The organism is Halorubrum sp. 48-1-W (assembly GCF_003287355.1).
In the GTDB taxonomy this organism is placed as follows: domain Archaea; phylum Halobacteriota; class Halobacteria; order Halobacteriales; family Haloferacaceae; genus Halorubrum.
The window spans coordinates 207,211-232,066 of record NZ_QMIM01000001.1 but is presented as its reverse complement, the minus strand read 5'-3'; the positions used below and the strand labels follow the sequence as shown (position 1 = coordinate 232,066).

Below are 24,856 nucleotides of genomic sequence, written 5' to 3'. Positions count from 1 at the left end.
CATGACGAAACAGCCACGCAAACAACGAAAACAGTCGGAGACCGCGTCGCTTCACGAGCGACAACGGAAGGTCCGATCCCCGCTCACGCCCGAGCTTCGCGAGGAGTACGGCCGGCGGAACGTCCGCGTCAACGCGGGCGACACCGTCGAGGTGCTCCGCGGCGACGCCGCGGGCACCGAGGGCGAGGTCCTCTCGGTGGACCTCTCCGCCGAGCGGATCACCGTCGAGGAGGTCACCGTCGAGCGAGCGGACGGGGAGGCTGCTCCCCGCCCGATCCCGGCGAGCAACGTCCGCGTGACGGAGCTGGACCTCTCGGACGACCGCCGAGAGGCGCGGCTCCAGGAGGAGAACGAATGACGCGACATCAGAAACGACTGGCGGTACCGAACTCCTGGCCGGTCGAGCGGAAGACCCAGACGTTCACCGTGAAGGCCGGCGCAGGCCCCCACGGCGAGGCTGGCGTCCCGCTCGTCGTCCTGCTGCGGGACGTACTCGGCTACGTCGACTCGACGAAGGAGGCGCGCTACGCGCTGAACAACGACTCGGTCCTCGTGAACGGGGACGCGGTGTCGGACGAACAGCGGCCGATCGGGATGTTCGACATCCTGGCGTTCCCCGTCCGCGGGGAGTTCTTCCGCGTGTTCCCCGACGAGGGGGGTCGGCTCGCGCTGACGCCCGTCGACGAGGAGTCCGCGGGAAGCCGGCTCGGGAAGGTGACGAACAAGACGGTCGTCCCCGGCGGGGACGTCCAGTTGACGCTCCACGACGGGACGAACGTCCGCGTGGACGCGGGCACCGAGTACGACACCAAGGACTCCGTCGTCGTCGACAACGAGTCCAAGGAGGTCGTCGCCCACTTCGAGTACGAGGAGGGCGCGCTCGTCACCGCCATCGCCGGCCAGCACGCCGGTCGGATCGGCGAGATCGAGACGATCGACGTCACGCTCGGTTCCGGCTCCAACACGGTCGTCGTCGGCGACGGCGAGGACCGCTACGAGACGGTCGAGGAGTACGTGGTCGTCATCGACGAGAACTTCACCGACGACGACGCGGACGAGTCGGACGCCGACGACGCGGCCGACGACGTAGACGAGGCAACCGGAGACGACGCCGACGACGTAGACGACGCGGCCGACGACGTAGACGAGGCAACCGGAGACGACGCCGACGAGGCGGGTGAGACCGATGAGTGACGCCGAGAGCGCGTCCCACGAGATGCGCGAGCCGTACCTCGAGAAGGTCGTCGTCCACATGGGCGTCGGCCAGGGCGGCGAGCCGCTCGCGGACGCCGAGGACATCATCGAGGAGATCACCGGCCAGCGGTCGGTTCGGACGACCGCGAAACGCACCGTCGGCGAGTTCGGCATCCGCAAGGGCGACCCGATCGGCGTCAAGGTGACGCTACGCGGCGACGACGCCCACGAGTTCCTCGAGACGGCGCTCGGACTGGTCGAGGTTTCGGCCCGACAGTTCGACGACACGGGGAACCTGAGCTTCGGGGTCGAAGACCACACCGACTTCCCGAGCCAGGAGTACGACCCGAACATCGGTATTTACGGGCTCGACGTGACGACGACCATCGTCCGACCGGGCTACCGCGTCGCCAAGCGCGACAAGGTGACCCGCTCGATCCCGTCGCGCCACCGGATGACCGCCGAGGACGCCATCGCGTTCCTCGAAACGCACTTCGACGTCGAGGTAACGGAATGAGCGAAGCGAACAACGAGACGGGCGAGCACGCGGCGAAACGCACCGGCCAGCAGCACGAGTGCCGGCGGTGCGGCCGCGAGCAGGGGTTAGTCGGCAAGTACGACATCAACCTCTGCCGGCAGTGCTTCCGCGAGGTCGCCCGAGACATGGGATTCGAGAAGTACAGCTGATCATGACGGGAAACGATCCATTCGCCAACGCACTCGCAGGCGTGGACAACGCCGAGAGCGTTGGCCACCTGTCGTACACGGTAGAGCCCGCTTCGAACATCATCGGCTCCGTCCTCGAGGTCCTCTACGACCGCGGGTACGTCGACGGCTTCGAGTACGTCGACGACGGGAAAGCCGGGAAGTTCGAGGTCGAACTGAAAGGCGCGATCAACGAATGTGGCGCCGTCAAGCCCCGCTACTCGGCGGGCGCGGACGACTTCGAGAAGTGGGAGAAGCGATACCTCCCCGCCCGTGACTACGGGACGCTCATCGTCACGACGAGCCACGGCGTCATGAGCCACTACGAGGCCCGCGAGGAGGGCATCGGTGGCCAAGTGATCGCATACGTATACTAACAATGAACAGAGTCGAAATCGAGATCCCGGACGACGTCTCCGCCGAGACCGACCACCTCGAACTCATCGTCGAGGGGCCAAACGGGAGCGTCACGCGACGCCTCTGGTACCCCGACGTCGACGTGTCGGTCGAAGACGGTGCGGTCGCCATCGCCACGGAGAACGAGGACGCGAAGACGAACGCCACGGTCGGCACCTTCGAGAGCCACGTCTCCAACATGATCCACGGCGTGACCGAGGGATGGGAGTACACGATGGAAGTGTACTACGCCCACTTCCCGATGCAGGTCAGCGTGGACGGCGACGAGGTCGTCATCGAGAACTTCCTCGGCGAGAAGGCGCAGCGACGCACCCCGATCCGCGGGGACACGGACGTACAGGTAGACGGCGAGACGGTCACGCTCTCGGGCTCCGACAAGGAGGCCGTCGGGCAGACCGCCGCCGACATCGAACAACTGACGAAGGTGACCGACAAGGACACGCGCGTCTTCCAGGACGGCGTGTACATCGTCGAGAAGCCGACCGGAGGTGCCTGACATGGCCGAGGAACTCGAAGACATCAGCGGCGTCGGTCCCTCGAAGGCGGACGCGCTTCGGGAGGCCGGCTACGAGACGGTAGAGGACGTGAAGGCCGCCTCCCAGTCGGAGCTCTCCGAGGTCGACGGCGTCGGCAACGCGCTCGCTGCGCGTATCAAAGCCGACGTCGGCGGGCTGGAGGTCGACGAGGAGGCCGAAGCGGAGATCGAAGACGAGACCGACGAGGAGGAGGCCGAAGCGGAGGAGGCCGACTCCGAGGACGTCGAGACGGAGCTTCGTCCCCGCGGCCACGCGGACAAGACGCCGGAGCTGGACGAGGAGACCGCTCGCGCGCTCGCACAGAAGCACCGCGAGGGGAAACCCCAGTTCAACCGGCAGGACTACCACAAGAAGAAGCGGATCCCGACGTCGTGGCGCAAGCCGCGCGGCGGGCTCTCCAAGCAACGCAGACGTATGAAGGCGAAGGGCCCCGTCGTCGAGGCGGGGTTCCGTTCGCCGACGGCGTCGCGTGACCTCCACCCGAGCGGCTTCGAGGAGGTCCGTGTCCACAACACGGACGACCTCGAGGGCGTCGACGGCGACACGCAGGCGGTGCGGATCGCCTCGAAGGTCGGCGGTCGCAAGCGCGAACTGATAGAGGACGAGGCGGAGGAGCGCGATATCCGCGTGTTGAACCCGACCTACGTCGAGGTAGAGGTGGACGATGAGTGACCTGAAAGCCCAGAAACGGCTGGCAGCGGACGAACTCGACGTCGGCAAGGGCCGCGTCTGGCTCGACCCCGACGCCCAGGAGGAGATCGAGGACGCGATCACCCGCGAGGACGTTCGCGAACTCATCGACCAGGGCACGATCCGCGCGAAGGACGCGAAGACGAACTCCCGCGGTCGCGCCCGAGAGCGCGCCGAGAAGCGCTCGTACGGCCACAAGACGGGTGCCGGTTCCCGCAAGGGTCGCTCCGGCGCGCGGCAGAACACGAAAGACGACTGGAAGGCGCGCATCCGCGCACAGCGGGCCCGCCTGAAGGAACTGCGTGACGAAGAGGACGTCCTCGACTCGTCGGAGTACCGCGCGCTTTACAACAAAGCGAGCGGCGGCGAGTTCGAGGACGTCGCCCGTCTGGAGGCGTACATCCGGACGCAGTACGGCTACGAGGTGACGGACTAATGGCGACAGGACCACGATACAAGGTGCCGATGCGGCGCCGCAGAGAGGTCCGGACGGATTACCATCAGAGGTTGCGCCTGCTGAAATCGGGCAAGCCTCGCCTGGTCGCCCGGGTGAGCAACGCTCACGTCAGGGCGCAGCTGGTTACCCCCGGACCCGACGGCGACGAGACCCACGCGGCCGCCTCCAGCGAGGACCTCGCTGAGTACGGCTGGGACGCCCCCACGGGCAACCTCCCCAGCGCGTACCTCACGGGGTACCTCGCGGGCGCTCGCGCGGTCGAGGCAGGCCTCGAGGAGGCCGTGCTCGACATCGGGCTCAACACGGCGACGCCCGGCAACAAGACGTTCGCGGTACAGGAAGGAGCGATCGACGCGGGCCTCGAGATCCCCCACAACGACGACGTGCTGGCCGACTGGTCGCGCACGCGAGGCGAGCACATCGCCGCGTACGCCGAGCAGCTCGACGAGCCGCTGTATTCGGGGGCGTTCGACGCCAGCGAGTTACCCGAGCACTTCGACACCGTGCTCGACGAGCTACAGGAGGACCATGAGTAGACACAACGACGGCTGGGAACCGCGAACGCGGCTCGGCCGCAAGGTACAGGACGGCGACATCACGTCGATGGAACAGGCGCTCGACTCCGGGCTCCCGCTGAAGGAGGCCGAGATCGTCGACCAGCTCCTCCCGGGGCTCGAAGACGAGGTGCTGGACATCAACATGGTCCAGCGCATGACCGACTCCGGCCGGCGCGTGAAGTTCCGGTGTGTCGTGGCGGTGGGCAACCGCGACGGCTACCTCGGCTACGCGCAGGCGCGGGACGACCAGGTCGGCGGCGCGATCCAGAAGGCGATCGACGTCGCGAAGCTGAACATTATCGCGGTCGACCGCGGCTCCGGCTCCTGGGAGGACCAGCCCGGCGGGACGAACTCGCTGACCCGGACGGCGACGGGGAAGGCCGGCTCCGTGACCGTGGAGATCAAGCCCGCCCCGCAGGGGCTCGGGCTGGCCGCCGCGGAGACGGTACGGAACATCCTCGAGCTCGCCGGCGTCGAGGACGCCTGGACGAGCTCCGACGGCAACACCCGGACGACCGTCAACCTCGCGAAGGCGACGTTCAACGCCCTGGAGAACGCGGCGCAGTCCCGCACGCCCCAGCACGCGCGGCAGGTCCACTACGAGGAGGGTCGATGATGCAGGCGATCGTTCAGCTCCGCGGGGAGGTCAACGTGAACGAGGGCGTCCTCGACACGCTCGACATGCTGAACGTCGGGCGCGTCAACCACGCGACGTTCGTTCCGGAGACCGACTCCTACCGCGGCATGATCACGAAGGTGAACGACCTCGTCGCGTTCGGCGAGCCGAGCGTCGAGACGGTGACAGCCACGATCGAGCGGCGCGGCGAGCCCCTCGAGGGCGACGCCGACGTCGACGACGAGTGGGTCGCGGAACACACCGACTACGACGACGTGGCAGGGCTGGCGGACGCCATCGTCGCCGAGGAGACGACGCTGCGCGAGCAGGGTCTCTCCCCGACGCTCCGGCTTCACGCCCCGCGTGGCGGTCACGACGGCATCAAACACCCCATCGTGGAGGGCGGTGAGCTCGGTCGCCACTCCACCGAGGATATCGACGCGCTCCTGGAGGCGATGCGATGACCGACAAGAAGCGCAGACAGCGCGGTTCCCGGACGCACGGCGGCGGTACGCACAAGAACCGGCGTGGTGCCGGTCACCGCGGCGGTCGCGGCGCGGCCGGCCGGTCGAAACACGAGTACCACAACTACGGGCCGCTCGGCAAACACGGCTTCAAGCGCCCCGCGGACTCCAAGACGGAGGTCCTCGAGGTCAAAGCCCAGAAGCTCGACGAGGACGCGGCGCTGTACGTCGCGGAGGGCCTCGCCGAGGAGGAGGGCGGCGCGTACGTCGTCGACGCCCGCGACGTCGTCGAGGACGGCCACGACGCCGACGTGGTAAAAGTGCTCGGCGGCGGACAGGTCCGTCGCGAGCTTCACGTCACCGCCGACGCGTTCACGGCCGGCGCGGTCGAGGGGATCGAGTCCGCCGGCGGCGAGGCGACGCTCTCCGAGCGCGCCGAGGAGGCGTCGGACGGATCGGAAAACACTTCGGACGACGAGACTGACGAGGCGTAACGATGAGTTGGAAGGAGGTCGCCGAACCGGTGCTCTCGCGGATGCCCGTCGTGGAGCGGCCCACGGGCCACGTCCCGTTCCGGCGCAAGCTCATGTGGACGGCGGGGATCCTGCTCGTCTACTTCTTTTTGACCAACATCAACCCGTTCGGCCTGGCAGCCGAACAGGGGAGCGACTTCTTCGGACAGTTCCGCTCCGTGTTGGCCGGGGAGTCGGGCTCGCTGTTACAGGTCGGTATCGGTCCGATCGTCACGGCGTCGATCGTCTTACAGCTGCTCGGCGGCGCGAACCTGCTCGGGCTCGACACGGACGACCCGCGCGATCAGGTCCTCTATCAGGGCCTCCAGAAGCTGCTCGTGATCATCGTCACCGCGCTCACGGCCGCTCCGATGGTGTTCACCGGCGAGTTCCTTCCAGCCGACCAGGCCGTCGGACAGGCGCTCGGGATCGGCGAGTTCGGCGTCGAGGTGTTGATCTTCGCGCAGATCTTCGTCGGCGGCCTCCTCATCCTGTTCATGGACGAGATCGTGAGCAAGTGGGGCGTCGGCTCCGGCGTGGGGCTGTTCATCATCGCCGCCGTGAGCCAGCAGATCGTCGGGGGCTTCTTCAGCTTCTCGGCGCTCGGCGCGCCCGGCTTCTTCGCGAGCTGGTACGGGATCGTCTTCGGTGACGTCCCCGTCTCGCTGTCCCCGTTCACGGCAGAGGGGCTCCAGAACCTGCTTTTCGAGCCCGGAAACGTGCTGGCGCTCTTCACGACGGTGTTCATCTTCGGGATCGTCGTGTACGCGGAGTCGGTCCGCGTCGAGATCCCGCTGTCACACGCCCGCGTGAAGGGTGCTCGGGGGCGATTCCCGGTGAAGCTCATCTACGCCTCCGTCCTGCCGATGATCCTCGTCCGCGCGCTCCAGGCGAACATCCAGTTCCTCGGGCAGATCCTCTCCTCGCAGTGGGCGGGGATGCCCGCGTGGCTCGGGACCTACAGCGACCAGGGACAACCCCTCTCCGGGCTGTTCTACTACCTGAACCCGATCCAGTCGCGGACCGAGTGGATGTGGTTCCTCGGGGAGATCCCGGCGTCGGTCGAGCCGTGGATGATCGCCGTTCGGCTCGCCATCGACCTCACGTTCATGGTCGTCGGCGGGGCGATCTTCGCGATCTTCTGGGTCGAGACCACCGGCATGGGGCCGGAGGCGACGGCGAAGCAGATCCAGAACTCGGGGATGCAGATCCCCGGGTTCCGGCGGAACCCGCAGGTCGTAGAGAAGGTGATGGAGCGGTACATCCCGCAGGTGACCGTCATCGGCGGGGCGCTCGTCGGGCTACTCGCCGTGATGGCGAACTTACTCGGCACCATCGGGCAGGTCTCCGGAACCGGGCTGCTGCTCGCGGTCTCGATCACGTACAAGCTGTACGAGGAGATCGCCGAAGAGCAACTCATGGAGATGCATCCGATGATGCGCCAGATGTTCGGCAACGAGTAACGAACATCGACGCTCCTTTACATTCTTTTTCGACCCTGAGCGACTGCTCCCTCCTCAGTTGTCTCCCATCTGGGGGTGGTCGGCGTACATTCGAGTAGCACCAAATCACCACGGACAACGAGACCACCAGTAGTCTTTTGCGAGTTGGTGGGCAAAGTCAAGTATGAGTCTCACTTCGGACGACTTCGAGGAGTTCGTTTCCTCTGACCCCGATGATGACGAGACGGTCCCGCTCGGACAGGCACTCTCAGAGCTGGGACTCGACGTCGAGGTTGACTCCGTCGAAGCCGTTCGTGACGTCCGCGAACGGTTATGAGGGTACTCCTCGACACGAACGTTCTCGTCGCAACAGTTACTCGGGATACCGATCGGTCCCATGAAGCAATCGAACTGCTTGATCGAGTTGATGATCCACTCGTTTCGGTTCTCAGCCTCATGGAACTACGGAGTGTTCTGAGCAAAAAGAAACGGTTCGAACGGGAGCGAATCGATGCCATCGAGAACCGAGTTACCTCTCGTATGACCGTGACTTTTCCTGACGCCTCCGATATGATGGCGGCGAACCGCCTCCAATCGGAAACGCTGTTGTACCCCATGGACGCGATGATCCTTTCGGCAACCGACGCTGCCGACGCAACCCTCGTCTCGTTTGATTCCGAATTGGTCGAGCACGGTGCGGAGCTCCCTCAACAATTGCTCGACGAGGACGAGTGAATGGGGACATCACCGGCACGCGAAGGACGTGACCGGAATCGAGTTTACCGATCTCGAAGGCCATCTGGAGCGCTTCCGGAACGAGGTGTTCCAGATCAATGACAGACAATAACGACAATGGACCCGCGCGCAAAGACCTGAACCATCCCGATACGCACCGGATTACGATCTTCTCGGCCTATCTCATATTGTGTTCATAAATTAAACACAGCTAACTACTCATGCGCCAGATGTTCGGCAACGAGTGAGAACGGTTCTAGAACGCAAACGGGCGTTCTAAGCGTTCTTACGCTGTTTTATCCAAGATCGCTTAGCCTGTTCTGCGATTAGTTCGATTCTGAGCAGCGGCTTTCGAGCCTCTCGCCGTCGTGACGTTTGATAGTGCCCTTACGCGTGCTCCGTAATATCTCCGAGCTCAAACAGTCGTACGTCATCGCGCTCGGACACAGCTTCCTGAACGGACTGTGTCGCACCATTCCGGGTGAATAAGGCGTACTCAGTGTTCCTCTCATCGCCGTCCGGCGTCCAGCGTATCCCGGCGGCGTGGTCTTCGAGAGAAGCGAGGGCTCCGTAGTCAAGCGGTGCGTTCGTGAACTTGCATTCCCCCACGACCATCGTCCCGTGCGTGGTGAAGCCGACGACGTCAACCTCATGTTCCTTGTACCACCACCGACCGATATCGAGGAACGTCTCTGCGGGATAGAGGCCCGGGAGTGCGTCTTGGCAAAGTCTCTCGAACTCGTGACTCACGAAATCTGGAAGTTCTGGCTCAATGACCGCGTCGTAGGCATTCTCTCCGAGTCGTTCGTATCGATCTTCCTTGCCGTAAACGAATCGGAACCAGAACCGGAACAGGGGATCGAGGATTCGATAGCGTCCCCGACGTGACTTTGCCTTCTCTTCAGTGATCGGGACCTCCCGCTCGATGAGCCGCAGACGCTCCAACTTCTGTGTGTACGTCGATATCTGCTTCCCATCGATTCCTATCGCTTGAGCGATCTCGTTCGACGTCGTCTTTCCCGCGGCGATGGCGGTGAGGATCGCAAAGTATCGGTTCGGGCCTGTGAGTTCGGTGCGGAGTACGTACTCCGGCTCGTTATGGAGATATCCCTTCTGGGAGAGGATTTCCTCGGTGAGAACCGTTCCCAGGTCTCGTCCGAGATCGACGCCATCGAGATAGTACGGGACGCCACCGAAGATACCCCACGTGACAATCCGCTCTTCAGGCGAATACTCGTCCGGAACGAACGCCTGTGCAGCGGCGAAACTGAGAGGCCGAAGATCAAGCCGCTCCGTGAACCGGCCATACAAGGGACTGTTTCCGAGAAGCGTCGCTTCTTCCATCATACTGATCGACGAGCCGACCAGAACCAGCGTTCCCGAAGTGTTCTGGAGCCGTTGGTCCCACAGTCGCTGAACCACGGACGGGAGACTCTCGTCGGCGTCGATGAGGTAGGGGAATTCGTCCAGAACCACGATTCCGTCCTGATCCCCCAGATACCCGAGCAGCGCTTCCCAGTTCTGTTTGATCTGTGTGATCCCGGGGAAGTTCTCGGAGGCGACATCGACGAACTCGTCACGTTGTATCTGGGAAGTGGTCTCCGTCGCCTGATAGACGACTGCGTCGTCACGGTCGGAAAGCGAGTGCCGGACGAGCTGTGTCTTCCCGAGGCGTCGCCGACCGAATACCACGACCATCTCTGCGTCGTCGGATTCGTAGCATCCACGTAGCCGAGAGAGTTCGTCGTCTCGATTCACGAATTGGTTCATACACCCACTCCATCGTGACGGTGAATAATACTTCCGAATAGACTATTTTAAAATAGGCTAATTTGAAGTTCTCTACTGAGGCTTTACCGGATCTCTTGATTTGAGCAGATCAGACGACAAAGCATATCGGGACTAATTCACCGCTATGTTCATTGACATCCTCCCCGCGCTGAAGCGCGAGGCTTTCTCTTCGATTCTCCGTAACGGACGATCGGATCGGAGCATACCCACCCTTGGGTACGACCAGCACACACCCTCAGTACCGTTATATCTCGATGGAACGTCGGTATGCCGTAGCATGATCGTAATTCACGCGGAGTTCCCGATAGACCCGGACCGGCACGACGAAGCAGTCGATCTGATGCGAGAGGTCGCCGAGCAGTCGCGGGCGGAGGACGGCGTCATCGAGTACGATATCGCGACCGATATCGACGATCCCAACCTGTTTCGCTTCACCGAGCAGTACGACGATACAGCAACGTTCACAGCCCACACGGAGACCGACCACGTTGGTGAGCTCGAAGCGGCACTACCGGACCTGCTCGCCGGGGAGCCGAACGTCACGCGTTTCGACGTCGACGGCGCGTCGGACGTCGAACTCTAAGATGGAACACGATTCAGCACCCGTCCCCGGAACGTGACCGGTAACGCGTCCCCGAACACGCCGCAGGACGAGATCACGTGGTACAAAGCGCTTTCTCCCGATGAACTACCGGAGAGCCGAGTCACGGCCGTGAGCTGTGGCGACACGACCGCCGCAGTGACCCACTACGATGGCGACTATGCCGCCCTCGACACGAGTGTCCCCGCCAGGGCGGCCCGCTCGGCGAGGGATCGATCGAGACGGGATCCCTACGGTGTCCGTGGCACGGGTGGGACTTCGACCCCCTGACCGGCGAGACTCCCGGCCCGCACGACGACTGTGTTCGGACGTTTCCGGTCGAGGAACTCGAGGACGGCGTCTACGTCGGGTTTCCCGCGGAAGCGCCCCACGAGCGAAGCGTTGCGGACGTCGTCGCCGAGACGCTGGTCAACTGGGGGGTCCGACAGGTCTGGGGATCGTCGGCCACTCGAACCTCGGGCTCGCCGTGACGAGGAGGCGACTCGGCGGGCCACGAGGCCCGAACGCGGCGTCAACTATGCCACCGCGTTCGAGGCGATGACGCGGATCGTTCCCGACGACGCCATCGTTCCCGTCGACGTCGGGAACAACACCTGCGCGTTCGGCCGATACTTCGAACCGGAACGCCAGTCCGTACTCATGTCCGGCTATCTCGGTTCGATCGGCTTCGCGTTCCCGGCGACGCTCGGGGCGTTGGCGGCCACACAGGAACCCGCGTCGCGGTTCGCCGGCCGGAAGGTCGTCTCGGTGTCCAGCGACGGCGGGTTCGGCCAGTACATGAGCGAGTTCACGACGGCGGTGAAATACGGCATGGACGTCACGCACGTCCTGCTCAACGACGACGAACTCGGGAAGATCAGCAAAGAGCAACGGACGGGCGGGTGGGACGTCTGGCAGACCGACCTCGTCAACCCGGAGTTCGCTGCGTTCGCGGAGAACTGTGGCGGACACGGGGTCCTCGTCGACGACCCGGACGACCTCGACGGGGCGCTCGAAGACGCCATCGCACACGACGGCCCCGCTCTCGTCGAAATACTCACCGACTCGGACCCGATCTGAGCGATCGTGTGGTCGTTGGTGACGCGTCCTTCGTGGTTGACACGCAACTGTCGTTGATGGTGGACTCCGCCTCAACGCGGATTTTAGGGCCACGTGACACGTCCGGGCGTATCTCGACGGTAGCCCCGACGCCTTCTCTCGGTCTCCAGCCGGCGTTTCCGCCGTCTCATCCGCCTCCGAGGCGACTCCTCGCCCCGATCCCGGTCTTCGAGATACCCACCGTCGACGCGCCGGCCTTCGATCGCGCAGGGACGCGACACACCCACCCCACTGGTTCCGCTGTTAGCACGGGGGTACCACCGCCACCGGCGCGACGAAGGAGGCTGGATTCACGCGGACTCCAGCAACGTCGATAGCCCGCTCCGGACAGCCGAAACGGACTGTTCCAATCGATGCTCGTTGTACTTTCCGCCGACTTTCCCCCGATTGTGTTCCGTTGATCCCGTGATTCCCAACTGTGCCAGCTCGCCCAGATAGTCACGGACCGAACGCTCCGAGACCGGACTCACGCCTTCCGAGTGAGCCACGGTCCGATACGTATCGACGACGTCACGCGTCCGAGCCGGCGTTTCACCGCGTTCGTGTCGCCACGTCCCGTAGCCGTCCGCGTCTCCGTCGCACTCCAGCAAGATTCGTCGCCCCGTTCGAACAGCGGAACCGGTGGGGTGGGTGTGCGCGAGCATGCCCCCGAGAGACGTCCGGTAACAGCGGAACCGGTGGGGTGGGTGTGCGCGAGCGTACCCCCGAGAGACGTCCGGTAACAGCGGAACCGGTGGGGTGGGGCGGTCCCCGTCGTCGAGTGGCCCCGAGCGTGAAACGCGAAAGCTGGGCGTTTTTTATCCGCAGGCGCCGAACGGTGGGTAGATGAACCGACGACACGATCGCGCGTCGCTCCGGGGTGACGGCGATGGGTACTGACGAGAGCGCGGACGGGCCGGTCGTCGCCAGCTTCTTCTCCGGCTGTGGCGGGCTCGACCTGGGGTTCGAGCGGGCCGGCTTCGACGTGGTCCTCGCGAGCGACCAGTGGGAGCCGGCCGCCGCGACGTACCGACGGAATCGACCGGACGTCCGGTTCCTCGAGGAGGACGTCCGCGAACTCTCCGCCGAGGACGTCCACGAGGCGGTCCGGGAGACGGGTCACGCTGTCGATGACGTCGACGTCGTGATCGGCGGCCCGCCGTGTCAGGGCTTCAGCCGCCTCAACAACGAGCGGATCGAGCTCGACGAGATGGAGAAGGACCGCCGCAACACGCTCTTCGAGGAGTTCCTGCGGATGGTCACCGTCCTCGACCCCCAACTCGTCTTGATGGAGAACGTCCGGGACCTGATAAACAGGCAGACGAGCGACGACCGGTACGTCAAAGACCTGATCGTCCGGCAGTTCGAGACCGAAGGGTACGACTGCGAGTACCGGGTCCTCGAGGCGGAACGGTACGGCGTCCCACAGAAGCGTCGACGGATCTTCTTCGTCGGGACGAACCGGGACGTCCCGATCCGCTTCCCGGAGCCGACGACGCCAGCGGAGGGAAGCTGGCGGACGGCGGGCGAGGCGCTCGCGGGCCTGAGCGACGACCTGCCGAACATGACGTACGCCGATACACGGGAGAAGACGCTCGAGCGGATCCGGCACGTCCCGCCGGGCGGCTACTACCGCGACCTCCCGGACAGGCTGAAGACGAAGAAGTACCGGTGTGGCTGTGCGGACACGGACAGCTGTCCACACGAGCCGGAGATCGTCAAGCGGTACGGGACGTACCTCCGTCGGCTCCACCCCGACGAGCCGTCGCTGACGGTGAGCACCAACGAGTTCATCCACCCGACGGAGGACCGCTATCTCACCCCCCGCGAGATGGCCCGCCTCCAGACGTTCCCCGACGGGTTCGCGTTCGAGGGGACCAAGACGGACGTGATGAAACAGATCGGCAACGCGGTCCCGGTCGGGCTGGCCGAACAGCTGGCCGAGCGGTTCCGCGAGTACTACCCCGAAATCCGCGAGGCCCCCCGCGTCGACCCCGACGTGTACGAACAGCAGTCGCTCACCGACATCGTCTGAGTCGCTCACCGACACCGCCTGAGTCGTTCCGGGATGGCCCCGTCCGGGACGGCCCCCTCCGGGATTCGCGTCCCGCGGGCTACCCGAACGTCACGCGGTACACCGTCTTGATCCGGGGTTTTCGGGTGCTCCCGCTGTACTGGCCGTACATGTCGATCCGGAACGCCGCCTCGTCGTCCACGTCGAAGAAGATCGAGGTGTCGTTCGACTCCGTGGTGTAGATCGACAGCTCGCCGGTCTCCTCTTGGAACTTCCGGAGCGGGGCCCGCTCCATCGAGGCGAACCCGTGGAAGTTGCCGGCAGCCGTCACCTTACACGCGACCACGTTCGCGTCCAGCCGCACGTGCTCGAGGAGGCGCTCCCGGAGCGTCGCCTCGTCGGCGTCGCGGAACGCGCGGAACTTCTCGGCGAAGACGGGCGTCATCGCGGCCGCCATGTCGGAGCCGCCGCACTCCTCGGCGACGAACTCCCGCGTCACCCGCTCGTAGGTCGCGAACTCCTCGGGAGTCAACAGCACGGAGACGTCCTTCCCGAAGACGTCCTCCGCGACCTTCGACGCGAGGGTGTTCCGGACGTTGATCGCGGTGCTCGAGGTGAGCTTCAGCGAGTACCCCTTGGTCCGCCCCTCGCCGTGGACCACGACGTCGACGTCGTCGGTCGGGTCCGTCTTCCGGGCGTCTCCCTCTTCGATCGCGCGCTCGATCGCGAAGGGCGTGTGTTCGCGGACGAACCGCGCGGCCTCGCGGGCCCCGATCCGCACCCGTTCGCGCTGGTCGTCGTCGAGGTACGCGAGCTGGGCCTCGGTGTCGGGTTGCGGGTCGTCCCCGTTGAGCACGTCGCGCGTCGACTTCTCGTGGGCCTTCCCGAGTCGTTCGGGGCTCCGTGGCATGTGTACCCGTCGAGTCGCCGCGGCGTCTTACGGCTTCGGTTCGGTCACGACGCTCGCCGCTACGCCGCGTCGCTCCGTCCCGTCGCCCCCGGAGCGCGGCCCTTTTGTCCCGTATCGACGAAGCCGGGGTATGGACATCGAGGAGGGCGGGCTCACGGTCAGCGTCCCCGAGGCCCGCGACGGCGCGAGCGAGGGGACCGGCGGCGGCGTCTTCTTCAACCCCACACAGGAGCTGAACCGGGACGTCACCGTCGCGACCCTGCGCGCCTACCGCGAGCGCGATCCACGCGCGGAGACGTACCTCGACGCGATGGCCGCCTCGGGGATCCGGGGCGTCCGGGCCGCAGCGGAGGGATACGACGTGACGTGTGCCGACGTCGACCCCGAGGCGGTGGAACTGGCCGAGCGGAACCTCGCCGACAACGGCCTCGACGGTGAAGTCGTCCACCGCAACGTCAACGCGCTGTTGTACGACGACGGGCCCTTCGACGTGGTCGATCTGGACCCGTACGGCACGCCGATCCCCTTCGCCGACCCGGCGTTCGCGAACGCGCGGAACCTCGTCTGTGTCACCGCCACCGACACCGCACCGCTCTGTGGCGCCCACCTGAAGAGCGGGATCCGCAAGTACGGGGCGGTGCCGCGAAACACCGACTACCACCCGGAGATGGGGCTCCGGACGCTGATCTCCGCGCTGGTCCGAACCGCCGCGCGCTACGACAAGGCCGCCCGCCCGATCGTCTCGCACGTCTCGCGGCACTACGCGCGGACGTACCTCGAGCTCGAGTCCGGCGCGCGCGCAGCCGACGACGCCATCGGCGAACTGGGATACGTCGACAACTGCGAGGACTGTCTCTGGCGGGAGCCGACGTACGGGCCCATCGCGGACCCGGTCGACGCCTGTCCGACCTGTGGGGGCGACCGCGTGTTGACGGCGGGACCGCTCTGGCTCGGGGCCGTCGCCGACGCCGACTTCGCCCGGTCCGTTCGCGAGCACGTCACCGACGACATGGGCGAGGCGAAGCGCGCGCGGAAGCTCCTCGGAACCGTCGCGCGCGAGCTCGACACGCCGACCCACTACGACCAACACCGGCTGTACAAGGAGTGGGGCGAGCCGGCGATCGGCATGGACGAGTTCGTCGACCGGCTCCGGGGGGCGGGCTACGAGGCGAGCCGCGCCCACTACCGCGGGACCGCCGTCAAGACCACGGCGTCGATCCCGGAGATGCGCGAGGTCGTGCTCGGGGACGAAGCGTAGGCTTACCCCGCGCGTTTTTGTCGCCGTCAGCCGAACGGATCCGTGTGACCCGACACCCGTCATCCGGGCTCGCCAGGGCTCGGCTCGTCTTCGATACGGCGCGGGACCAGCAGGTGACGTTCCTGGCGGCCGGCGTCGCGTACTACGCGTTCGTCTCGCTCGTCCCGGCGCTGTTGTTGCTCCTCGTGGTCGCCACCACCGTCTTCGGGGACGCCCTCGCGACGGAACTGCTCGAGTCCGTGAGCGGATTCCTGACGCCCGCGGGCGAGGAGGCGATCGGCGAGGCCGTCGCGTCCGCACGGGGACGGGCGGGCGCGAGCCTTCTGGGGGTCGTCGTCCTGCTCTGGTCGACGCTGAAGGTGTTTCGCGGGCTCGACACCGCCTTCGTCGAGGTGTACGGGACCGAAGGGCGGGTGACCTTCCTCGACCAACTGACCGAGGCGGGGTCGGTCGTGATCGGGATCGGGGCCGGGATCGCGGCCATGCTCGTCGTCGGGGCGGTCGCCGCCGCCGTCGACGTCCCCCTCCTGGCGTCCGCGAGCGTCCTCGCGTTGCCGGTGGTGCTCACCGTCGTCTTCCTGCCGATGTACATGCTGCTTCCGGACCCCGAGATACCGCTCCGCGAGGCGCTTCCCGGTGCGGTCTTCGCCGCCGTCGGTTGGACCGTCCTCCAGGCCGGCTTCCAGGCGTACGCCGCGACCGCCGGGCAGTATCAGGTGTACGGCGTCGTCGGCGGGATCCTCCTCCTCGTCACGTGGCTGTACGTCGCCGCGATCGTCGTGATCGTCGGGGCCGTCATCAACGCGACGCTGGCAACCGGTTCGGTCGACGGTTCGACTGCCGGTTCGGCCGAGGATCCGCCCGTCGGCTCGACTCCCGACGGGAGCGCGGACCGGCAGTTACAACACGGCCGCGGTCGACGCACGGATATGAACGGAGAGGCGGATCGCGGCGGGGGCGACGGCGGCACGAAACGTCCCCCCGGAGACGGGTCCCGTGGCGCCCGGGACGACGGGGAGCGTCCCCGCGGGGCGCCGGACGTCGCCGCCCTCGAGGAGGAGGTCGATCGGCTCCGAGCGCGCCTCGAGGCGTTCGAGACCGACGTCGAGGAGCGCACGGTCGACAAGCCGAAACTGGAGTCGGAGCTGAAACGCTACGTCCGTTCACGGATGCGGCGCGGCCACGCCCGCGGCTGGGGGCCGTACCTCGTCCTGCTGTACGGGACGGTGCTGACGCTCGGCGCGTTCACGTTCCTCGACGGGATCTACGCGATCGCCGCGATGGTCGTCCTCGGGTTGTCGACGCTGGGGCTGTACACCGTCTTCATCGTCGTCGGAATCGGTCTCAACCTGATCGAGACGCCGGGGAAGGCGCTCGAGTACGCCCGGAACCGCGGGGACGACTGACCGAGCCGTGACCGGGATCGTCTCCGCGGATCGTGGGGTCGGCGAGACCGGCGTCGTCGACGCGCTCCCCGAGTTCGTCGTCGTCGTCTTCGCGGCCGTCACCCACCTCGCTGACCCGTGGTTCCTGTTCGCCGGCCTCGCGGTCGCCTACTGGTTCGCGAGCGACCGCTTCGCGACCGCGCCACGTCGATCCGGCGCGGTCGCGATCGCGGCCGTCACCTGCGCGTACGCGGCGGTCGCGCTCGGGAAGGCGTGGTTCGCGGTCCCCCGTCCGCCGGGCGCGATGGGCCCGGCGGACGTGCCGACCTGGCTCCCCGGGCTGTTGTCGGCGTGGTACGAGGCGCAGGTGCTCTCGGACGGCTTCGGCTTCCCGAGCGGGCACGCGACGGGTGCGGCGGCGGCGTACGGCGCGCTCGCGCTGTTGTACGACCGGGTCTGGACCGCGAGGCGGCGGCTGCTCGCGGGCGGGGGCGTCGCGGTCGCGGTGGCCGCCTCGCGGGTCGTCATCGAGGTCCACTACCTCGTCGACGTCGTCGCCGGCCTCCTCGTCGGCGGGGGCGTCGTCTGCGTCGCCCTGTGGATCTCGGGGGACCCGCGGGTCCGGGGGTTCGAATCCGCCCCCGCCGGTCCTCCCGACCCCGACGGAGCCGGCCTCGACCCCACGCCGGCGTTCCTGCTCGCGGCGGTCGTGTCGGTCGCGGCCGCCGGGGTCGCCGCGGCGGGCGGCCACACGGGCGAGGTCGTCGAAGCCGGGATCGGGATCGCGACCGGCGTCGGCGGCGCGGTCGGCTGGCGGGTCGTCGACGGCGACGAGCCCGCGGTCCCCGTCCGGGTCGCGGTCCCGGCGCTCGCGGTCACGGGCGCACTCTGGGTCGGCGCGTACGCGCTCGCCGACTCGTTGGTCGTCACCCTCGTCGCGACGACCGTCGCGGTCGTCGCCGTCGTCGCGCTACCGGCGCTCCCGGACCGGTCGCTCTCCGAAGGCCTCGGGTAGATCCTCGGCCTGCTCCGGACCTTCGGGTGAGACGGACGCGCCGTCGACGGGTCTTCGGCTGGGACGGACGCACCGCTGACGCGGTGAAAAAACGGAGAAGTCGAGCCTGCGGCGGCCTCAGAACGTCTCGAGGTAGCGGTCCTCCTCCCACTGGGAGACCTGGGTGAGGTACTCGCTGAACTCCTGAGATTTGGCCTCCGGGAACTTCTCGGAGACGTGCGGACCGAGCGCGTCCTGAATGACCTCGTCGGCCTCGAGCGCCTCGACGGCCGCGCCGAGGTTCGGCGGAAGCGTGTCGATGCCGTACTCCTGGCGTTTGGTCTCGTCGAACTCGTAGATGTCCTCGCGGACCGGGTCGCCGGGGTCGGCTTCGGTCTCGATCCCGTGAAGACCGGCGGCGATGAGCGACGCCATCCCGAGATAGGGGTTACACGACGGGTCGGGGCTACGGACCTCGAAGCGGGCGGAGACGCCCGCGGCGTCGGGGACGCGGACCAGCGCCGAGCGGTTCGTGTCGGACCACGCGACGTAGATCGGCGCCTCGTAGCCGGGCACCAGCCGCTTGTAGGAGTTCACGGTCGGGTTCGTGACGGCCGTGAACGCCGGCGCGTGCTCCAAGACGCCGCCCATGAACTGGTAGGCCGTCTCGCTCAGGTTGAACTCGTCGTCGTCGTCGGCGAAGGCGTTGCCGTCCTCGTCGAAGAGCGAGATGTGGCTGTGCATCCCCGAGCCGTTGATCTCGGCGATCGGCTTGGGCATGAACGTCGCGTGCAGGTCGTGTTGGGCGGCGACCGCGCGGACGACCGCACGGAACGTCGCGATGTTGTCCGCGGTGGTGAGCGCGTCGGCGTACTTGAAGTTGATCTCGTGTTGGCCCTCGGCGACCTCGTGGTGTGAGGCCTCGATCTCGAAGCCCATCTCCTCTAGCGTGAAGATGATCTCCTTGCGGACGTCGCTCGCGAGGTCCTTGGGCGCGAGATCGAAGTAGCCGCCGTTGTCGTGGGGGATCGTCGTCGCGTTCCCCTCGTCGTCGGTCTTGAACAGGAAGAACTCCGGCTCCGGACCGATGGAGACGGAGTATCCCATGTCGTCGGCCTTCTCGAGGACGCTTTTGAGCACCTGACGCGGGCCGCCGGCGAACGGTTCGCCGTCGGTGTCGACGATGTCACAGATGATCCGGGCGGCGGCCGAGCCGTCCTCGCCGCTGCGCCACGGGAGCACCGCGAACGTCTCGGGGTCGGGAACGAGCCGCATGTCCGACTCCTGGATGCGGACGAACCCCTCGATCGAGGAGCCGTCGAAGTAGATACCCTCGGTGAACGCCTTCTCGGCCTGGTGGGCCGGTACGGAGACGTTCTTGACGACGCCGAGGATGTCGGTGAACTGTAACCGCAGGAAGTCGACGTTCTCCTCGTCGATCTCGTCGAGTACCGCCTGTTCTTCGGCCGTGAGGCCGCCGTCCGGTTTCGCGTGGTCGCCGGTCATGTTTTGGACAGTTACCTCGTTATCTGCCAGTATAAAGGCCTTGTCGCTTGACGCATGAACCGCCGAGTCCCGGTGAGTAGTGGACGTTCGTAAAATTCTAAACCCCCCAAACCGTGATCGAACCTAATGACGTACGAAAACCTCGACGCCAAACTCGTGAACTCGCTTCTCGGAAACGGTCGCGCCAGCCTTCGCAGCCTCGGCGACGAACTCGACGTCTCCGTGACGACCGTCTCCAATCACCTCCGCGACCTCGAAGACGAGGAGGTCATCCGCGGGTACAGCCCGATCGTCGACTACGACAAGCTCGGCTTCGACGTGACGGCTATCCTCCAACTGAAGGTGGAGGGAAGCGCGCTCCCGGAGGTCACCGAGAAGCTCCGCCAGGAGAAGCAGATGATAAGCGTCTACGAGGTCACGGGCGACTACGACGTGATCGCGATCGGGAAGTTCGCCGACACGGACGGGATGAACGACCAGATCAAGGAGATCCTCACCGACGCCGACATCCGCGAGTCGAACACCAGCGTCGTGCTCAACGCGGTCACCGAGAACAAGCAGTTCGAACTCGACCTCACCGAGGAGTAGGTCCGCGCGAACGCGCCTAGTTCTCCGCGAGACGTCGGATCGCGTCCGTGATCACGTCGACCCCGAGGTCGATACACGCCTCGTCGACGTCGAAGTACGCCGTGTGGTGGCCGTCCGGGTTACCCCCGCCGACACCGAGGTACGTCGCCGTCCCGCCGCGTTCCTGGACGCGCCGGATCAGGTAGGAGGCGTCCTCGCTGCCGCCGAACTCCTTCGCTATCACCGACTCGACCCCGTCGGTCGCGGTCGCGGCCGCCTCGACGACCTCGACCACCGCGTCGTCGTTCTCGAAGGTCGTCGTCTTGCCGTACAGTCCGGTCTCGTACTCGACGTCGTGCATCGTCGCCGCGCCGTCGACCACGTCCCGGGCCCGGCCGAGCATGTACTCGTTGAGGTCGTGCGTCTCGCCGCGGACCTCGACGCGCATCGTCGCCTCCTCGCAGATGACGTTCTGGGCGTTGTCGGCGGTGACCCGTCCGACGTTGATCCGCGTCGCGCCGTCACCGTGTCTGGCGATGCCGTAGAGGTTGCCGATCGCCGCCGTCGCCGCCTGAAGGGCGTTGCGCCCCGCGTGCGGCTGGCCGCCGGCGTGGGCCGGCGCGCCCGAGAACGTGACGTCGAGTTTGGCGTTCGAGAGCGGCCCGTCGTAGCTCGAGACGACCGTACCGACGGGCTCGTCCAGCCCGACGTGGACCGCGAGCAGGTGGTCGACGTCGTCGAGGTGGCCGGACTCGGCCATCGGCTTGCCGCCGCGGCCGCCTTCCTCGGCCGACTGGAAGAACAGCTTCAGCGTGCCGTCGAATCCGCCCTCGGCGAACGCGCGGGCCACGCCGAGTCCCGTCGCGGCGTGGGCGTCGTGGCCGCAGGCGTGCATCTCACCCGGATGGACGCTCGCGAACCCCTCGGCGGCCGGTCGGTGGTCGTCGTCCATCGCCTCCTGGCGCTCCAGCGCGTCGATGTCGGTGCGTAGCCCGATCGTCGGCCCGTCGCCGAACGTCCGGGTCGCGATCACGCCCGTGATGTCGCCCATCCGGTCGAGGTACTCCTCGGGTGCGCCCTCTTCGCGTGCGCGTTCGCGGGCGGCGGCGACTTCGTCGGACGGGGGAACGCCCATCCGCGAGTCGGGATCGACCGTCTCCTCGCCGAGGAACACCTCGTAGCCGAGTTCCTCGAGTTCGGCCGCGAGCAGGGCCGAGGTTCGGAACTCCTTCCAGCCGGCCTCCGCGTGTCGGTGGAGGTCGCGGCGGATCTCGGAAAGCGAACTGTCGGCGAACGTCGTCAGTGGCTCCATACCCGTCCCCTCCAGGCCGAGCGGAAAAAGCGTTGAGTAAACGGAGAAACACGCCTCGGGGGTGACGAGGGAGACAACGCGGACAGGGGGAAGGGAGACAACGCGGACAGGGGGAAGGGAGAGGCAGGCGAAGCGGACCGGGGTGAGACGATCCGGTACGGGGCGAGTCACGGAAACCCGTTCTTGTAAGAAAAGATTTATGAAATGTTCAGCGGATCGATGCTGACGAATCCATGACACGCGCGCTGAAAGGATCCGGATTCCTCGGATTGGCAGTCATGATGGCCGTCGGGTTACACCAGTTCGTGATCGTCGCCGGCGGAAACGTCGTCCCGCCGTGGATGATCGGTGGACACGCCCACCTCGGGGTGCTCTCCATCCTCGCTATCGTGATGGGATTCGCCGTCCCCGCGCTCGGCGTGACCGGAAACGTGCGGACCGCCGTGACCGGGCTCTTCGTCGCGGGCCAGTGGGGTATCCCCGGGATCGTCTGGCTCGGCGAGGGGTTCGGGCTGACGTTCCTCATGCCGACCGGGTTCCTCTGGGGCGGCGCGTTGATCGTCTCGATGCTGATCATGTTCTATTACTCGGTGACGGGGCCGGCTGACGCCGCAGGCGGCGGCTCGGCGAGTTTCGCGCCCGGCGACGACTGAGCGGCGGCAACGGTCGGTCGGTGACTGACAGGAGCCGGCTACGCGCCGTCGTCGGCCTTCCGGAGCAGTTCGATCGCGGGCAACGGCTCGCCGGTGAGCGCACGGATGTACGCCCCGCCGGCGATGGAGACGTGCGAGAAGTCCGCCTCGTCCAGTCCGTACATGCCGATCGCGCGGGAGGTGTCGCCGCCGCCGACGACCGAGAAACAGTCGGTCTCGGCGATGGCTTCGAGGACGCCGACGGTGCCGTCGGCGAACCGCTCGTCCTCGAAGACGCCGAGTGCGCCCTTCACGAACACCGCGTCGGACTCGCGGACGAGCGGTTCGTACGCGTCGACCGTCGCCGAACCCACGTCGAGGTAGGCGTCCGTCTTCTCGTCGATCTCCGCGACCGAGACCTCGGCGCGGTCGCCGTCGTCGCCTTCGTAGGCGAGGTCGCTCGCGAGGTGGATGGCGTCGCCGCGCTCCGCGAGGACCGACTCGACCGTCCCGTGGTTCGCCTCCCACTGCTCGTCGAAGAGGTCCATCCCCTCGAGGTCGTGGCCGACCGGGTGGCCCGCAGCGCGCAAGAAGAGTTCGCCGGCGACGCCGCCGAGCAGGAACCGGTCGACGCGGTCCCCCAGGGCGTCCATCACGCCGATCACGTCGGTGGCCTTCGTCCCGCCGACGACCATCGTGACGGGGCCGTCGAACTCCTTGCGGGCGATGGCGGTGTTCGCCTCGTACTCCGTTTCCATCACGCGGCCGGCGTAGGCGGGCAACGCGAGCGGGAAGCCGACGAGCGAGGCGTGTTTCCGGTGGGCCGCCGAGTAGGCGTCGTTGACGTACGCGTCGAAGCGCGGCGCGAGCGTCCGGACGAACTCGGTCACTGCCTTGTCCGCGGGCGGCTCCTCCGGCAGTTCCTCCTCGCACATCCGGGTGTTCTCTAAGAGGAGCACCTCGCCCGCCTCGAGCGCGTCGATCGCTTCGAGCGCCTCCTCGCCGTAGGTGTCGGCGACGAACGCGACGTCGCGGCCGACGTGGTCGGCGAGGATCGTGGCGTGGCCCGAAAGCGACGTGAAGTCGTCGCGGCCGGGGCGGCCCTGATGGGCCATGAGCACGACGCGGTGGCCGGCGTCGGCGAGCTCGCGGACCGTGCGCGCGTGTCGCTCGAACCGGCGGTTGTCCTGCGGCTCGCCGTCCTCGATCGGCGAGTTCAGGTCGAGACGGACGAGAACGCGGGAGTCGGCCGGCAGGTCGTCGATGGTCTGGAACGTCGTCGTGGATGGGGATGACATGAGTGAGACTGGTGTGTCGGTGTGTGTCGGCGACGGTTGTCACTTCCGGGGTCGACCCGGTTACGACTCGGCGTGAACGTGTACAGCCATATCGAGCATCCGACAGGAGAAGCCGTACTCGTTGTCGTACCACGTGAGGACCTTGAGCAGGCTACCGTCGGCGATGACGTTCGTCGACTGGAGGTCGACGTAACTCGAGAAGGGGAGGCCGGTGATGTCGCTGGAGACGATCTCGTCGTCGGTGTACCCGAGCACGCCCGCGAGCGGCCCGTCGTCGGCGGCAGTGCGGAAGGCGTCGTTGACGGCCTCCGCCGTGACGTTCTCCTCGAGGTCGACGACGAACTCCGTGATCGAGCCCGTCGGAACGGGAACGCGGATCGCCATCCCGTCTATCTTCCCGTCGAGTTGCGGGAGGACCTTCTGGGCCGCGCCGGCCGCGCCCGTGGAGGTCGGGACGATGTTCTCGGCGGCGGCGCGACCGCGGCGCGTCTTCGCCTTCGGGCCGTCGATGAGCGCCTGCGAGCCGGTGTAGGCGTGAACGGTGGTGAGGGTGCCGGCCTCGATGCCGAACTCCGCGTCGAGCACCTTCGCGACGGGGGTGATGGAGTTGGTGGTACAGGAGGCGTTCGAGACCACGCCCTCGCCGTCGTACTCGTCGTGGTTGACGCCGTAGACGAGCTGTTTGACCGGCTCCTCGCCCTTGGGCGGCGCGGAGATGACGACGGTGTCGGCCCCCGCCGTGAGGTGCGCGCTCGCGTCCTCCTTCGTGCGGAAGATCCCGGTACACTCGAGCGCGACGTCGACGTCGAGGTCGTCCCACGGGAGGTCCGCGGGGTCCTGGACGTTGAAAAGCGGGACCGACGTGCCGTCGACGACCAGCTCGTCGTCGACGAGTTCGATCCCGTCGAGCCGCCCCATGACGGTGTCGTACTTGGCGAGGTAGCCCATGTCCTCGAACTCCATCACGTCGTTGATGCCGACGAGTTCGATCCGGGGATCCTCCAGGACCGCGCGGAGGACGTTTCGGCCGATCCGGCCGAACCCGTTCAGCCCGACACGAACGACCTCCTCGTCGGGTACCTCGTCGCCAGCGGACAGATGCGATTTACTCATATATGAAAAAGGTGTGCGCAGATACTTAAATCCGCCCGAGTCGTGCGAGTCGCCGACGGAGCGGGTCTCTCAC

31 protein-coding genes are annotated in these 24,856 nt (G+C 66.6%); 24 read left to right on the top strand and 7 right to left on the bottom strand.

Annotation, left to right across the window (positions count from 1 at the left end; translation table 11 throughout):
• The first annotated feature begins 1 nt into the window (after window position 1).
• The 15 genes from rplX to DQW50_RS01195 all read left to right on the top strand — a co-directional run bounded on the left by rplX (window position 2) and on the right by DQW50_RS01195 (window position 8,325).
• Window positions 2-358: a 50S ribosomal protein L24 gene (gene rplX, locus DQW50_RS01260; RefSeq protein WP_112077505.1), complete on the top strand. Its 357-nt coding sequence runs from the start codon at window positions 2-4 to the stop codon at window positions 356-358.
• Complete coding sequence (locus tag DQW50_RS01255; RefSeq protein ID WP_112077504.1) at window positions 355-1,194, top strand: 30S ribosomal protein S4e; 840 nt, start codon at window positions 355-357, stop codon at window positions 1,192-1,194. Before rplX ends, DQW50_RS01255 begins: the two co-directional genes overlap by 4 nt.
• Window positions 1,187-1,711: a 50S ribosomal protein L5 gene (locus DQW50_RS01250; protein WP_112077503.1), complete on the top strand. Its 525-nt coding sequence runs from the start codon at window positions 1,187-1,189 to the stop codon at window positions 1,709-1,711. The genes DQW50_RS01255 and DQW50_RS01250 overlap by 8 nt, the downstream gene beginning before the upstream one ends.
• A complete protein-coding gene (locus DQW50_RS01245) occupies window positions 1,708-1,881 on the top strand; it encodes a 30S ribosomal protein S14 (protein WP_066413547.1) in 174 nt (57 codons plus the stop codon). The genes DQW50_RS01250 and DQW50_RS01245 overlap by 4 nt, the downstream gene beginning before the upstream one ends.
• 2 nt (window positions 1,882-1,883) lie before the next feature.
• Entirely contained in the window at window positions 1,884-2,276 is a 393-nt protein-coding gene (locus tag DQW50_RS01240) for a 30S ribosomal protein S8 (protein WP_112077502.1), read from the top strand.
• A 2-nt stretch (window positions 2,277-2,278) separates the two neighbouring features.
• Window positions 2,279-2,812 (top strand): 50S ribosomal protein L6, encoded by a 534-nt coding sequence (locus DQW50_RS01235; protein WP_112077501.1) that lies wholly within the window; start codon window positions 2,279-2,281, stop codon window positions 2,810-2,812.
• Between the two features lies 1 nt (window position 2,813).
• Window positions 2,814-3,524 (top strand): 50S ribosomal protein L32e, encoded by a 711-nt coding sequence (locus DQW50_RS01230; RefSeq protein WP_112077500.1) that lies wholly within the window; start codon window positions 2,814-2,816, stop codon window positions 3,522-3,524.
• Window positions 3,517-3,978 carry a 50S ribosomal protein L19e gene (locus tag DQW50_RS01225; protein ID WP_112077499.1) on the top strand — a complete coding sequence of 154 codons (462 nt, stop codon included), beginning with the start codon at window positions 3,517-3,519 and terminating at the stop codon, window positions 3,976-3,978. Before DQW50_RS01230 ends, DQW50_RS01225 begins: the two co-directional genes overlap by 8 nt.
• The gene (locus DQW50_RS01220; RefSeq protein ID WP_112077498.1) at window positions 3,978-4,535 is read left to right on the top strand and encodes a 50S ribosomal protein L18; all 558 of its coding nucleotides are present in this window, start codon (window positions 3,978-3,980) and stop codon (window positions 4,533-4,535) included. Before DQW50_RS01225 ends, DQW50_RS01220 begins: the two co-directional genes overlap by 1 nt.
• Entirely contained in the window at window positions 4,528-5,172 is a 645-nt protein-coding gene (locus DQW50_RS01215) for a 30S ribosomal protein S5 (RefSeq protein WP_112077497.1), read from the top strand. The genes DQW50_RS01220 and DQW50_RS01215 overlap by 8 nt, the downstream gene beginning before the upstream one ends.
• Entirely contained in the window at window positions 5,172-5,636 is a 465-nt protein-coding gene (locus DQW50_RS01210; protein ID WP_112077496.1) for a 50S ribosomal protein L30, read from the top strand. The genes DQW50_RS01215 and DQW50_RS01210 overlap by 1 nt, the downstream gene beginning before the upstream one ends.
• Window positions 5,633-6,130: an uL15m family ribosomal protein gene (locus DQW50_RS01205; RefSeq protein ID WP_112077495.1), complete on the top strand. Its 498-nt coding sequence runs from the start codon at window positions 5,633-5,635 to the stop codon at window positions 6,128-6,130. The genes DQW50_RS01210 and DQW50_RS01205 overlap by 4 nt, the downstream gene beginning before the upstream one ends.
• Before the next feature lie 2 nt (window positions 6,131-6,132).
• Window positions 6,133-7,611, top strand: a complete 1,479-nt coding sequence (gene secY / locus DQW50_RS01200; RefSeq protein WP_112077494.1) for a preprotein translocase subunit SecY — start codon at window positions 6,133-6,135, stop codon at window positions 7,609-7,611.
• 163 nt (window positions 7,612-7,774) lie between these two features.
• Complete coding sequence (locus DQW50_RS18020; RefSeq protein WP_006114452.1) at window positions 7,775-7,927, top strand: hypothetical protein; 153 nt, start codon at window positions 7,775-7,777, stop codon at window positions 7,925-7,927.
• Window positions 7,924-8,325 carry a PIN domain-containing protein gene (locus tag DQW50_RS01195; RefSeq protein WP_112077493.1) on the top strand — a complete coding sequence of 134 codons (402 nt, stop codon included), beginning with the start codon at window positions 7,924-7,926 and terminating at the stop codon, window positions 8,323-8,325. Before DQW50_RS18020 ends, DQW50_RS01195 begins: the two co-directional genes overlap by 4 nt.
• 387 nt (window positions 8,326-8,712) lie before the next feature.
• Here DQW50_RS01195 and DQW50_RS01190 read toward each other — a convergent pair whose 3' ends face one another.
• Window positions 8,713-10,095, bottom strand: coding sequence for an ATP-binding protein (locus tag DQW50_RS01190; protein WP_112077492.1), 1,383 nt, complete (start codon window positions 10,093-10,095; stop codon window positions 8,713-8,715).
• Between the two features lie 298 nt (window positions 10,096-10,393).
• Between DQW50_RS01190 and DQW50_RS01185 the strand changes: the two genes are divergently transcribed.
• From DQW50_RS01185 to DQW50_RS18010, 3 genes are all read left to right on the top strand, one after another.
• Window positions 10,394-10,699 (top strand): putative quinol monooxygenase, encoded by a 306-nt coding sequence (locus DQW50_RS01185; RefSeq protein WP_112077491.1) that lies wholly within the window; start codon window positions 10,394-10,396, stop codon window positions 10,697-10,699.
• Window positions 10,700-10,833: 134 nt separating this feature from the next.
• Window positions 10,834-11,187, top strand: coding sequence for a Rieske 2Fe-2S domain-containing protein (locus tag DQW50_RS18760; RefSeq protein WP_198664567.1), 354 nt, complete (start codon window positions 10,834-10,836; stop codon window positions 11,185-11,187).
• A 67-nt stretch (window positions 11,188-11,254) separates the two neighbouring features.
• A complete protein-coding gene (locus tag DQW50_RS18010) occupies window positions 11,255-11,776 on the top strand; it encodes a thiamine pyrophosphate-dependent enzyme (RefSeq protein ID WP_198664561.1) in 522 nt (173 codons plus the stop codon).
• 329 nt (window positions 11,777-12,105) lie between these two features.
• Here DQW50_RS18010 and DQW50_RS01175 read toward each other — a convergent pair whose 3' ends face one another.
• Window positions 12,106-12,459, bottom strand: coding sequence for a hypothetical protein (locus tag DQW50_RS01175; RefSeq protein WP_241964293.1), 354 nt, complete (start codon window positions 12,457-12,459; stop codon window positions 12,106-12,108).
• A 224-nt stretch (window positions 12,460-12,683) separates the two neighbouring features.
• Here DQW50_RS01175 and DQW50_RS01170 point away from each other — a divergent pair, with 224 nt between their 5' ends.
• Window positions 12,684-13,829: a DNA cytosine methyltransferase gene (locus tag DQW50_RS01170; protein ID WP_112077490.1), complete on the top strand. Its 1,146-nt coding sequence runs from the start codon at window positions 12,684-12,686 to the stop codon at window positions 13,827-13,829.
• A 79-nt stretch (window positions 13,830-13,908) separates the two neighbouring features.
• Here the strand turns inward: DQW50_RS01170 and DQW50_RS01165 are convergent, their stop codons facing one another.
• Window positions 13,909-14,718: a hypothetical protein gene (locus DQW50_RS01165; protein ID WP_112077489.1), complete on the bottom strand. Its 810-nt coding sequence runs from the start codon at window positions 14,716-14,718 to the stop codon at window positions 13,909-13,911.
• 130 nt (window positions 14,719-14,848) lie between these two features.
• On the opposite strand from DQW50_RS01165, the gene DQW50_RS01160 reads away from it, so the two are divergent.
• From DQW50_RS01160 to DQW50_RS01150, 3 genes are read left to right on the top strand one after another with little or no spacing between them, the layout of a single operon-like run.
• The gene (locus tag DQW50_RS01160) at window positions 14,849-15,976 is read left to right on the top strand and encodes a tRNA (guanine(26)-N(2))-dimethyltransferase (RefSeq protein ID WP_112077488.1); all 1,128 of its coding nucleotides are present in this window, start codon (window positions 14,849-14,851) and stop codon (window positions 15,974-15,976) included.
• Window positions 15,977-16,020: 44 nt separating this feature from the next.
• Window positions 16,021-17,382 (top strand): YhjD/YihY/BrkB family envelope integrity protein, encoded by a 1,362-nt coding sequence (locus DQW50_RS01155; protein ID WP_241964292.1) that lies wholly within the window; start codon window positions 16,021-16,023, stop codon window positions 17,380-17,382.
• Window positions 17,383-17,389: 7 nt separating this feature from the next.
• Complete coding sequence (locus DQW50_RS01150) at window positions 17,390-18,376, top strand: phosphatase PAP2 family protein (protein WP_112077486.1); 987 nt, start codon at window positions 17,390-17,392, stop codon at window positions 18,374-18,376.
• 117 nt (window positions 18,377-18,493) lie between these two features.
• Here the strand turns inward: DQW50_RS01150 and glnA are convergent, their stop codons facing one another.
• Window positions 18,494-19,861, bottom strand: coding sequence for a type I glutamate--ammonia ligase (gene glnA / locus DQW50_RS01145; protein ID WP_112077485.1), 1,368 nt, complete (start codon window positions 19,859-19,861; stop codon window positions 18,494-18,496).
• 126 nt (window positions 19,862-19,987) lie between these two features.
• On the opposite strand from glnA, the gene lrp reads away from it, so the two are divergent.
• Complete coding sequence (lrp, locus tag DQW50_RS01140) at window positions 19,988-20,449, top strand: HTH-type transcriptional regulator Lrp (protein WP_112077484.1); 462 nt, start codon at window positions 19,988-19,990, stop codon at window positions 20,447-20,449.
• 16 nt (window positions 20,450-20,465) lie between these two features.
• Here the strand turns inward: lrp and DQW50_RS01135 are convergent, their stop codons facing one another.
• A complete protein-coding gene (locus DQW50_RS01135) occupies window positions 20,466-21,740 on the bottom strand; it encodes an amidohydrolase (RefSeq protein WP_198664560.1) in 1,275 nt (424 codons plus the stop codon).
• Window positions 21,741-21,973: 233 nt separating this feature from the next.
• On the opposite strand from DQW50_RS01135, the gene DQW50_RS01130 reads away from it, so the two are divergent.
• A complete protein-coding gene (locus DQW50_RS01130) occupies window positions 21,974-22,393 on the top strand; it encodes a hypothetical protein (RefSeq protein WP_112077483.1) in 420 nt (139 codons plus the stop codon).
• Window positions 22,394-22,431: 38 nt separating this feature from the next.
• On the opposite strand, the gene DQW50_RS01125 is transcribed toward DQW50_RS01130, so the two are convergent.
• Together DQW50_RS01125 and gap are read right to left on the bottom strand one after the other, a co-directional pair.
• Entirely contained in the window at window positions 22,432-23,670 is a 1,239-nt protein-coding gene (locus tag DQW50_RS01125; RefSeq protein WP_112077482.1) for a phosphoglycerate kinase, read from the bottom strand.
• Between the two features lie 60 nt (window positions 23,671-23,730).
• Window positions 23,731-24,783, bottom strand: a complete 1,053-nt coding sequence (gap, locus tag DQW50_RS01120; RefSeq protein WP_112077481.1) for a type I glyceraldehyde-3-phosphate dehydrogenase — start codon at window positions 24,781-24,783, stop codon at window positions 23,731-23,733.
• Window positions 24,784-24,856 lie beyond the last annotated feature (73 nt).